We start from the raw sequence: 11,538 nt of genomic DNA, 5'->3' as shown, positions 1-11,538 counted from the left end.
GTAAACGGTAAATCATCCGTACCTTTCTAAAATTTAGCCGCGCCCGCAGGCGCGACAATTACTTCACTGGTTTTCTACATTCACTTGGAAGTTCATCTGACCAAGGAAGTAGTTTATCCATAAAACTTCTATCTGTATCATCCAGATGCTCTGGGATTACAGTAAGAAGATATTTGAAATACTCATAAGGTTTTAGGTTATTAGCTTTTGCTGTTTCGGCAATGCTATAAGCTATAGCACTTGCTTTAGCTCCGGAGATTGTATCAATCATCACCCAGTTTTTCTTTCCGATGCAGAATCCGCGGATTGACTGCTCAGCAGCGTTGTTATCCATAGGGACTTCACCATCTTCAAGAAAAACTTTAAGATACTGTTCCTGGTTGATTGAATACTGTAATCCTTTATGAGTTTTACTGTTAGCTAATACATTTGGTTCAACTTTATGAACCCACGCAAAGTAGGCCTCAACTAGAGGCTTGACAGTTAGCTGTCGATGTTCATATCTCTCTGCTGTAGAAAGGTCACTTAACTTTTTCTCCTCGCGATAGATAGCCTGAATCATCTTCAATGCTTTATTCGCAGTGCAGGATCTTTGTTTATCCTTCGATGTAGCCTTTAAGGCTTCATCGAATCGGCGTCTTGCGTGCGCCCAGCATCCCGCGATTGTCAGGTCATCACGCTCCTTTTCAATCGAGTGATAAACCTGATAGCCATCTGTAACACAGATGCCTTTGAAATCCTTGAGAAATTCTCTTGGATGATCGGACTTTCTAGTCCGTTGGTAATCATAAATTACAATCGGTTTATCCTTGTACATCTTGCCTGTACGGTAAACCCACATGTAACTCTTTGAACCAGCATCACGACCATCCTTGTTAACTAGACAAGGAGTTTCATCAGCTTGTATTACGTGATAGTCATACAAATGCTCATGAAGATAATCATAAAAGACTGCTAAATATCTGTCAGCACATTGGATAACCCAGTTAGACATTGTCTGGCGTGAAATATTAATACCAACTCTGTTGTACTCAGCTTCAATACGATATAGCGGCATCGCATTTACGTATTTAGCATTATAAACACCAGCAACAGTACTCGCTGAAGCAAGGCTATTTCTTAGTAGCTGCTTTGGATGATTAGCTTTAACCATTCGCTCTGATTTAGAACCAGAATAAACAGCCACGTGGTGTTCCTCAACTGAAACAGAAGCAGGTGTGTATTTATACCTTGTATAGACTTCGTCAGGAAGACGCTTCCAAGTTTCATCACCAAAGAAGCTCTTAAGTTCTTCCTCAGTCATTTCATGAGGGATTTCTTCAACAGGAAGACCTTTGATATCTTCTTCCTTTTTGCCTTTAGATTTCTTACGAGTGATGGTAACCGTTTCTTCATCGTCATCATCGAAGTAATCATCTACAAAGGCTTCAGCCTCATTGAAAATGATTTCACCATCCTCGATGGTAAATGACAGTTGGTTAGATTCATCAGCTTTTTCAGATGAACGACCAAAGCGCTGACGATTCATATCAGCCATCTGTTCAAGCAGAAGCTGCATCTTGTTATCGATGGATTCAAGTTGCTCCTGCTGATTTAAAAACAGCTGTATTAGCATCGCTTTGTCAAAGTTATTCAGTTGTTCCTCTGTGAATTTAACTGACATAATCGCTCCATTTCTTATGGAACTATTATAGCTGAAATGCCGTATTTAAGCTAATTTGCAGCACCTTGGCATTCGTCATAATGCCTATATTTGTACGCTTCACAGAGCTTATATATGAAAGGCTATGAATTAGCCATTTCAATTGATTTAATGGTATTTCCAGAGAAAATATGCCCACAAATGAGCCTTATTTAAGGCTTTAAACAAGAAGAAAATCGCTTAAAATTAGCGTTTCTTGGGCGCTTAAAAATTCTCTGTTTTATACAAAACTAAACGATTTCTTTAGGCTCTTTGAGTTCTGAAATCGGATGTTTAGCGACTATAGTAAAACCACTCATTAACCTTTGATACTGTTCAGCTGAAATTGCCAGAGCTTCTGACTCAGTCCTAGGCCAGGCAAAAGCACCAACCTCAAGTCTTTTATAAAGAAGGAGAAAACCATCACCTTCCCACACAAGGCCTTTTATCTTGGTTGCTTTTCTACCACAAAACAAAAACAGGGTATCCTTGTCAAAAGGATCGAGATTGAATCTCAGCTTTACAAATGATGCCAACCCATCAATACCCTGACGAAGGTCAGTGTAACCTGTTGCGATGTAAATTTTCTTAAAACTGGTGGTATCATTGAGCATGGCTTATGGCTCCTATCAGTTTTAATAGAAATGCTTCTGAAATATCTTCTGATATTTCAATCCTAGCATTACCACAGATGATTGAAGCTACACCATGAGCTATAGGTTTTGGAACTGTTACTGGTTCAGGTAATTCAACAAACGATTGCACCGGCAATTGGGGCTGCGGTAATTCTATCGTTTGAAGTTTTTTTGACTGTTGAAGTTCATCTACATATACCTCTTGAACTTTACGAAGATGATCATAAAAAGTTGGTGGTTTAATACCTTTTAAAGAACACCAGTCTTTAACAGACATACCTTCAGGTCTTGAGTTGTATTCTTGAACCTCAGCAAACCATTGTTGATAACGAAGCTCTTTCTTAAGTTGAGCCGACTTATTCATAAAGATACCTCCTGTATGTCGGGCACTATACATAGTCTACATACTATGTAAACACCCCATAGTTTATATACAGGATTATCTCAAACTATATGAACGGGTACGAGGTACCCACTATTTAACGTTTACTTTCTTTACCGAATAAAGATAATATAAAAAAAGCTAGCGGCGCCAGCCGCTAGCACTCATCCCCTTATATCCTATTCCCCAAACACAGCTAAATAATCCTTCTGGAAGCGCTCGATGCCAGCATCTGTAAGAGGATGCTTAGCCATAGCCTCAATGACTGAGTATGGAACTGTAGCAATATCAGCTCCAGCAAGTGCACAGTCATGTACATGAATTGGATTACGAACAGATGCTGCAATTATCTCTGTCTCATAACCATAAATATCAAAAATATCTGCAATATCACGTATAAGTTCTATTCCTGGCATGTTGATGTCGTCTAATCTTCCGAGGAATGGTGAAACATATGTTGCTCCAGCGTTTGCTGCAAGAAGAGCCTGATTAGCTGAGAAAATAAGAGTTACGTTAGTCTTTATTCCTTCAGCTGAAAGAACCTTTACTGCCTTAAGTCCTTCAAGAGTCATAGGAATCTTAACAATCATGTTAGGATGAAGAGCAGCTATTTCACGACCTTCCTTAATCATGCCCTCTGCGTCAACTGTAGTTGCCTTTACCTCTCCTGAAATAGGGCCCTCTACTATAGATGCAATCTCCTTGAGAATCTCCTCTTGGCTTCGTCCTCCTTCTTTTGCAATAAGCGAAGGATTTGTTGTCACTCCACAGATTACTCCAAGGTCGTTTGCTTTTCTGATATCCTCAATTTTTCCAGTGTCTACGAATAATTTCATTAATCTAATCTCGTTTATTGTCTTTACACATATCATTACAAATGATACTATTATTGCATACTAAATATGTTCAGATGCATTTAGCATCAAAAAAGCAACCCAGTTTTCTGAGTTGCTTTTTTGTTTATCAATATCTTCTATGCTAGAAACTCTTTTATCTGCTTATCCATTACATCACTGACATTTACTCCAGTAAGGTAAGCCACAGACCACTCTACAATCTTCTCCATTGTAGTCTCTACATTCCAAACTGGACTCCAGCCGAATGTACTCTTAAGCTTGCTGCAGTCAAGCTTGAGGAAATTAGCCTCGTGTGGACCACCGTCATGCTTATTCACCCAGCTAGCTTTGTTAAGCTTAGAAGCGCCTGCCTCGACAGCTGCATTCCACTTATCACAAAAAAGCTGAACAAGCTCACCTGTAGTCCAGCAGTCGCTGTCGTTTGGTCCCACATTGTAGCTGCTAGCAAATGCCTTGTCCTTGTACTGAGCCTCAGCCACCATAAGGTACGCCATAACTGGCTCAAGCACGTGTTCGTAAGGACGTGTAGAATATGGATTTCTAACTATGATTTCCTGACCAGCTGAAACTGCACGGATACAGTCAGGGATGATTCTATCATTTGCAAAATCTCCACCGCCGATAACGTTACCGGCACGGCAAGTAGAAACTGCTGGAGAATCACATCCATAAAGCTTCTGATATTCCTCATCTGTAAAGAAAGAATTCTTGTAGCTGCTAGTTACAAGCTCTGAGCATGACTTGGAATTAGAGTATGGATCAAATCCATTGAGCTCCTCGTTCTCGCGATATCCCCACTGCCACTCCTTATTTAGATATACCTTGTCAGTGGTAACATTTACAAATGAACGCACACTAGGTGTGCGACGAACAGCCTCGCAAATATTTACAGTACCCATTACATTCGTCTCGTAAGTATAAACTGGGTCCTTGTATGAATCACGCACGATTGGCTGGGCAGCCATATGAATCACAATCTCAGGCTTAACCTCTGCTAATACAGATAACAAATGCCCCAAATCCCTAATATCTCCCTCCACAGAATTCATCTGTGAAGCAAGACCAAGCATATCAAAAAGGCTTGGCTCTGTAGGTGCCTTAAGCGCATAGCCAGTCACATCAGCTCCCGCATTAATAAGTGCCTTACACATCCACGAGCCCTTAAAGCCTGTGTGGCCTGTGATTAATATTTTCTTTCCTTTATAAAAATCTAAGTTCACAACAATAGCCTCCGTTTTATATCATATTAATATACACTATTTACCATAAAATGCTGTGGTCTCAAACCACAGCATTCATTATACACCAATACTATTTTAAATAAACCTTTTTATTTTTAGTACCACTCCAGTATCCTTACTCAAAGCACGCTCTAATGACCTCAATCATTCTATCCTGTTCATCCGCCGTCATCTTGATATCGCTAGGTAAACACAATCCTCGATTAAAAATGTCACTTCCCATATCAAGTGGCTTCCCGTCTGTGCCAAGTGCTCCGCCCGCAATATACGCATTAGTAACGGCACGGCCATTACCCTCACGAGTGATAAATGGATTAAGTCTATATATTGGCTGCATATGCATTGGCTTCCAGATTGGGCGCCCCTCTGCATTAATGCTTGCAATAGCTTCCAAAATCTCAGTAGGACAGCTCTTGCCATGTTCAGGTGTATAAAGCACCTCCTGCTCACCACGAACCTGTGGACACATAGCCTCCTTATCAATAATCATACATGAAAGCCAATAATTTGGTTCTGAATTCTCTGCATCAAATGGATTCATTTGAACAGGAAGTCCTGCCAAACCAACCTTGTATCTCTCATATATAGCCTTCTTCTGCGCAATGTGCTCTTCCAAATATCCAAATTGCCCACGAACGACACCCGCAATCACATTACTCATGCGATAATTATATCCAAGCTCTTCATGCTGATACCAAGCAGCAGCCTCGCGAGCCTGTGTAGACCACTTACGAACCTTCTCAGCAGCCTCCTTACTATTTGTCAAGAAGCACCCACCAGCTGAACCAGTGATAATCTTATTTCCATTAAACGAAATAGTATTAAACTCACCAAATGATCCAGTCTGCACACCTTTATATGTGGCGCCAAGTGACTCAGCCGCATCCTCTACAAGAATAGCCTCGTGAGCTTTAACAATCTTATTAATCTCATCTACCTTTGCAGGTGTACCATAAAGATGCGCACAAACAACCACCTTCACCTCGGGATAAATCTCAAAAGCTTTCTCTAGGGCCACCGGATCCATATTCCAAGTATCTCCCTCTGTATCGATAAACACCGGAATACCGCCCTCGTATACAACAGGATTAACAGTAGCATCAAATGTCATATCTGTACAGAATACTCTATGCCCCTCTAACGCACCATGACCTACCATAGGCATGCCATATGCCTCTATTCCGGCAAGTTTCATTGATAAATGAAGAGACGCAGTACCTGCGGATAATGCAACTGCATACTTCACCCCCACTTTTTCTGCTGCAACACGCTCAACTTCATTGATGTTAGCACCTACAGTAGACATCCAATTTGTGTCATATGCCTCCTGTACGTATTTAATCTCCTCGCCATGCATGGATGGTGAAGCAAGCCAAACTTTTTTTTCAAATTTTTCAAAATTCTTTATAAGCATTTGTCATCTCCTGATGTTTTATATTCATATTTTTTAGTATACACAAAAAAGCAGCCGAAACGGCTGCTTTGATTATAACATATTTTCGTAAGTAATTTCATTCTCCAGCATCAACTACCATAAAATAATCCGCACTAGAGTTCCAATTACATAGTACCAATTTTTTCAGCAACGACGAATTACTCCGCTCCACATGCGAATTAATCTTCGCAATCGTATCAAGATTTAATGCACCATTCCACTTGTTATTATTACTATAGCTATTAACAGAATCCCCCTCTTCCAGATTCTCTGCTATAGCAAACACATCTGTTGCATCAATATTAACGAAGGCTACACAATTCTCAATCGTTCCATAGTTTACCGCAGCCACACCACCCACTTGGTAGCCTGTAATAATACCATTGATATAACAATTTTCTATTTTACCATTAGGAGTAACTTCATAAGCCACACCACCTACTATATTTCCAGCAATGCTACAATTCTTAAGATTTAGATTGTATACTGCACCATCCAAAACACCAAACACTCCCATGTTCTGGTCATCAGGTGAAAGAGAATAGTAATTGATTATCGAATGACCTTTACCATCATATACACCACTAAATCTGGAATCTTCTTTATCCCAACCAATTGGATCAATAGAAGTCACTCCATCAAACTTAATATCTGCTGTCTGAACGAAATATGCTCCTGAAAAATGCTCTCCTTTATTTACAACCTCAACTAAATACTTAAAATCGTCCACCGAGCTTATCTCATATGGATGCTTTGAAGTTCCATCACCGGCAAAACTATAGGATTTATTGTATGGTCTTATATGACCAAAAACGAGAAATGTAACAGATGTCGCAATCAATATTACCGTAATAATTCTACGACAAATAACAGCTTTTCTATCTACCCTGTCACCACTTAAAGAACAGACTCCAGAACCTAATATAGTCTCAGCAACAATCCTAATCACCCAGTAGACAATTACTACGTTGACAATTATTCCACTATATGACAATCCCATTTGAAGATTATCAGAATCTACATACGCATCTCCAAGTGGTATATATGGTAGAGCTATCGGGGTAATCAAAACTCCCAACAGTATATAATCAAACTTGCTTAAACTATCCTCACCTTTTATTGCAGCCAAGATTGCTGGATAGAACATGAGCAATACATATGTATACGAAAAAACTGGATACCAAGCACAAACTACTGCTAGTAAGAACCACGCATTCCAATCTCTTTTAGTTTTCAGTGCAAATACAATCAATAATAGATTAATTACTATTAACGCAATAGTTGAGCTTGGGATATTTACCCCTAGCATCACATTGATAAATCTTCGTATATTATCTAAGCTGATGTTTGAGCCCAATCCCTGCGCCGTCATTGACTCGTTAGCTCTTGCCATGCCATCAATAAATGCAACAACTGCACTCATTCCACCATATGCGAAAAACGGAATAGCAAATACCATAAATCCTACCACCGCCATACCTATCGCTTCTTTGTATCTTTTCTTTCTAACAGTCATAAAGCCAAAGACTGCTGGATATACTTTTATACTTGCCGCAAGTGCTAATGACACATACGCTAGATATCTCATCTTTTTATCATCGGAATCATAATAATTGAAATAAACAAGCACTAAACAAAATGCTAACACTATAATGTTTCCTCGTTGTATTGCATATAACAAAGGTCCGGTGAATACCAATAAGGCTATCTTACTATCACGAAATCTATTACCTATACCTATTTTTAACAATAAGAAAATAGCGACAACACAGAATAAAATAAAGAATAGAAAAGTAGACACAGCTACTGAGTCTTCACGAAGCTCGGAAGACATTTCAAGTCTTTGCGTGCTTTGAGGTAAAAACAGATCAAATATCTTTAAGATTATGAAGCACATTGCCGGATAAATTACATCAACACAATATGGATTTCCATCCTTCACAGCAAACAACATGCTAAAGTGATCCATGAAGGCGCCCTTGCTATTTGCAAAGAAATAGCTTCCCCAGTAATAATTACTTGTCAGCAGATTTACCAATATAAATAAAGCACCACCAACAACCACAATCAAAAACAAATAATCATCATTCGCATGACACTTTCCGACAAACCAATATAAAACAGGGGTAAGTAAAAAAAACATTATCAAAAATGCCAATCCTGCGAAAAATACTAGTTGCTTATTAAATACAGTCTCTGATTTATAAAAAATAATCTTATTCAAGGAAATCGTTTTGTCTATATTTCCGTCTATTACTAACTTTATTGTACTGGATACTCTAGGAAGTTTTATACTGACACCCTTATCACCTACTAATCCTTTTTTCAAGGAAACAGCTGTCTTATATTTTCCTTCTGTATCCTGATAATAAACCTGCACCGATATACCTAGCTCACCATGTACATCCGCATCAATAAACATCCTATCAGCAACATCTCCAGCAGGAATCAAAATATAAGCTCTATTCTTTTCCCGTACTAAGTCATTACCAGATAACTTATATCCCTTTAAAGACAACGAGCCCCAATCAGTATACTCATGTACTGTCTGCTCAGTTTTCCCAATAGAAAATGAATCTGCTGATATCCAAAGAAAAACCATCAAGCATGAGAGCATCAAGGCAATGCTCAAAATTTTTTTATTATATTTTATAAAATCAATTACTTTCATCATTGCCTTTACTCCCAAAAATAATCCAACTAAAAGTTATTCTTCTTTCACTAGATACAATCCATTTTTATCTAAAGCCCACTCTAATAACTTCACGTCCTTGTTTTTCTTGTTATATTCTTTTACATACTCATTTAGTAGTTTTGCTGTGTTAGCATCAATTGGCTCACCTGAATCTATATCTATTCCATCTGCCATGTTACTGAAACAGTTTTGCACATCATTTGTACAGAATCCAGAGATGCCTGAAGCCATTCCTTTTTCAACAGTAACCATGCCTACACAATTTACTATTGGTCCATTTATGCAATATGCGATTCCACCACCACCATAACCATAAAGTATTCCACTTGCGTAACAATTAATAACTCTACCATTACCATTGCATGCAATGCATGCAACATATTGTCCACCAATCCAAGCATTCTTAACTGATAAATTAGCTATAGTACCAGTAATCCAACCAAATAACGCCAAGTCCTCGTCATTATCAGATAGCATGTATAATCCACTTATTGAATATCCATTTCCATCATAGATTCCTGCGAAAGGATTTTCCTCACTATTACCAATGGCCTCCCAACTAACTGATGAATCCAGCTGGATATCGCATGTCTGCTTAAAGTAAATACCATCAAAAGAATTACCTGCATTTACTTGATCTCTAAAATACTCAAAATCCTCTATACTCTGAATCAAGTACGGCCTCTTGACTGTTCCCTTTCCTTCTAGCTTACTATCTTCAACAAAACTCACCTTTTCTGGATAGTATGAAGTCTCATTTTTAGCTGTCTTTCGAGTAATAAATGTATAATCAACTGCCACCTCGTTATTCAGCTTGTATACAAAAATATTTCCTACCTGACCAACTAATGTATAATCAGAGTCCTTTACATCTGAAAACCACTTCTGTATAGCTCTTTGACCAAGAGGATTTCCATTTCTATATACAACTTCATGGACTTCTATGCAACCTGGGATGTCTGTCCATATAACAATATCTGGCTCATTTTCTGCCAACAACTTTGCCTCTTTTTTAGCAAAATCATCTGCACATACATCGTAGAACTCAACCGGAACAAATCCATTCATATTGTAATTCTGCTGGAAGAGATTATACACTTTTGTATATGGGAATCCCCAAATAACAGATTCATCATCGGTATAATAATCAATCAACTCATTTAGTTTTTCAAATTTATATTTTTCTTCTTTACTAAATTTATAGCCCTTTAATGATTTTATATTTACAGTTTCAGTTTTTTCCCAATATGACGCCTCTGTATCTCCCCACCATGCATAAGCACATACAAATTTTTGAGAAATACAAATAACAAAAATCAACAACACGAAGACACTTATACATATATTAGGAACACGTAATTGTTTAATATCTTGTTTATCCCTAAACATCAAATATACTGCTGTAGGAATAATAATAAATGCAGTAATTACAGAAACAAATGTCTCTCCGTTTGCCATAATTGTAGAATAACCCGCTGCAGTAGATGTGAAAGCTAGCACTAATGCATGAAAATCATATTCCTTATTTTCAACCTTGCAATCAATCACATGATAAATAATCCAAACAAAAACTCCGAGAAAAATAACCGTCATGATTTTGGTCATGTGACCAAATAATAAACCATTATTATAAATAGATTTAATGAAACCATGATTCGCATCAAATCCTATGTTGGAAATTGTGGTAGAAAAGTCATCAAAGAATGGTTTAACAAACACACCTGTCAAACAACATACTCCAGCAAATAAGCCATATGCAATTTTTTTTCTATTTTCAGTAGCAAAAAATCGAACAGCAACGACAAGACCAACCACCATCAAAATAAACAGCACATTGTCCCCTAAAACTTTTCCTAGCTTACCAAAAGCAATTTCAATCAAACCACCTTTAGAACTGGTATCCTGATATACTTGATAAATGAAATCTCCAAAAGCTTTATTTACTGCCAGATATAATCCCACTGGAAGAATAGGGATTAATGCCCCCATAGCTATTGATATTAAACTCTTTAACCAACTCTTTTCAAACTTTATTATTATAAGGAAAATAAAAAGTAATCCAAAAACAATAAAACTTGCCAATACAACAGTCTGCTTCTGAAGAAACATTAATCCACCTATAGCACCAGCGATTGTGGTCCACAGATATTTCTTTGAACTCTCATTTTTGACTGCATCGACGTATTTAAGCAATACAAATCCCATTAATATAACCAGGAACTGCTGTGTCTGGTTATAATCTCCACATAAATCATAAACATTTGCACTAAGTAATATTGTTGATAATATACCACCTAAAAATGCGACTATTGGATGTACTCTCTTAGAAATCACGTAGTACACAAATTCTGCCATGAAAACTCTCTGTAATAATCGCCACGATCTATAGACAATAAAATATCCAAATGATAATTTCCAAATAACCCAATCTTCAAATAGGCTAAGTGGTGGAAGAAAATAGTAAAAATCTCTATATGGAACCTTTCCTCTATTCATTAATTCCACATAAAATTCTGCCCAACCTTCTGATAAGGTAAAGGTTTTATTAAACCATATCCAATTATAAGCGACTATAAACAATCCTAGAATAACCGCCATTATATGTTTCGTTT

General features: G+C 37.7%; 8 protein-coding genes. All 8 read right to left on the bottom strand.

The window, feature by feature from the left end:
* Positions 1 to 58: 58 nt before the first annotated feature.
* Positions 59 to 1,663 carry an IS66 family transposase gene (gene tnpC / locus BLP50_RS13395; protein ID WP_090151003.1) on the bottom strand — a complete coding sequence of 535 codons (1,605 nt, stop codon included), beginning with the start codon at positions 1,661 to 1,663 and terminating at the stop codon, positions 59 to 61.
* A gap of 269 nt (positions 1,664 to 1,932) precedes the next feature.
* A complete protein-coding gene (gene tnpB, locus BLP50_RS13390; protein WP_072919712.1) occupies positions 1,933 to 2,295 on the bottom strand; it encodes an IS66 family insertion sequence element accessory protein TnpB in 363 nt (120 codons plus the stop codon).
* Complete coding sequence (locus BLP50_RS13385; protein ID WP_090151000.1) at positions 2,285 to 2,680, bottom strand: hypothetical protein; 396 nt, start codon at positions 2,678 to 2,680, stop codon at positions 2,285 to 2,287. Before BLP50_RS13385 ends, tnpB begins: the two co-directional genes overlap by 11 nt.
* 197 nt (positions 2,681 to 2,877) lie before the next feature.
* Positions 2,878 to 3,534, bottom strand: a complete 657-nt coding sequence (fsa, locus tag BLP50_RS13380) for a fructose-6-phosphate aldolase (RefSeq protein WP_090155634.1) — start codon at positions 3,532 to 3,534, stop codon at positions 2,878 to 2,880.
* Between the two features lie 137 nt (positions 3,535 to 3,671).
* Positions 3,672 to 4,781, bottom strand: a complete 1,110-nt coding sequence (gene rfbG, locus BLP50_RS13375; RefSeq protein ID WP_090155632.1) for a CDP-glucose 4,6-dehydratase — start codon at positions 4,779 to 4,781, stop codon at positions 3,672 to 3,674.
* Between the two features lie 130 nt (positions 4,782 to 4,911).
* Complete coding sequence (locus BLP50_RS13370; RefSeq protein ID WP_090155630.1) at positions 4,912 to 6,210, bottom strand: DegT/DnrJ/EryC1/StrS family aminotransferase; 1,299 nt, start codon at positions 6,208 to 6,210, stop codon at positions 4,912 to 4,914.
* Positions 6,211 to 6,307: 97 nt separating this feature from the next.
* Positions 6,308 to 8,905, bottom strand: a complete 2,598-nt coding sequence (locus BLP50_RS13365) for a glycosyltransferase family 87 protein (RefSeq protein WP_090155628.1) — start codon at positions 8,903 to 8,905, stop codon at positions 6,308 to 6,310.
* Between the two features lie 33 nt (positions 8,906 to 8,938).
* Positions 8,939 to 11,422 carry a glycosyltransferase family protein gene (locus BLP50_RS13360; protein WP_090155626.1) on the bottom strand — a complete coding sequence of 828 codons (2,484 nt, stop codon included), beginning with the start codon at positions 11,420 to 11,422 and terminating at the stop codon, positions 8,939 to 8,941.
* Positions 11,423 to 11,538: the final 116 nt, after the last annotated feature.

It is taken from the genome of Pseudobutyrivibrio sp. AR14, assembly GCF_900101325.1.
Classification (GTDB): domain Bacteria; phylum Bacillota; class Clostridia; order Lachnospirales; family Lachnospiraceae; genus Pseudobutyrivibrio.
This window is presented reverse-complemented; position numbering and strand designations above follow the sequence as displayed.

Bases quoted from the DNA above. Each gene is read 5' to 3' on its own strand.
- tnpC (WP_090151003.1), bottom strand. From the start codon at position 1,663: ATGTCAGTTAAATTCACAGAGGAACAACTGAATAACTTTGACAAAGCG.
- tnpB (WP_072919712.1), bottom strand. From the start codon at position 2,295: ATGCTCAATGATACCACCAGTTTTAAGAAAATTTACATCGCAACAGGT.
- BLP50_RS13385 (WP_090151000.1), bottom strand. From the start codon at position 2,680: ATGAATAAGTCGGCTCAACTTAAGAAAGAGCTTCGTTATCAACAATGG.
- fsa (WP_090155634.1), bottom strand. From the start codon at position 3,534: ATGAAATTATTCGTAGACACTGGAAAAATTGAGGATATCAGAAAAGCA.
- BLP50_RS13370 (WP_090155630.1), bottom strand. From the start codon at position 6,210: ATGCTTATAAAGAATTTTGAAAAATTTGAAAAAAAAGTTTGGCTTGCT.
- BLP50_RS13365 (WP_090155628.1), bottom strand. From the start codon at position 8,905: ATGATGAAAGTAATTGATTTTATAAAATATAATAAAAAAATTTTGAGC.
- BLP50_RS13360 (WP_090155626.1), bottom strand. From the start codon at position 11,422: ATGAATAGAGGAAAGGTTCCATATAGAGATTTTTACTATTTTCTTCCA.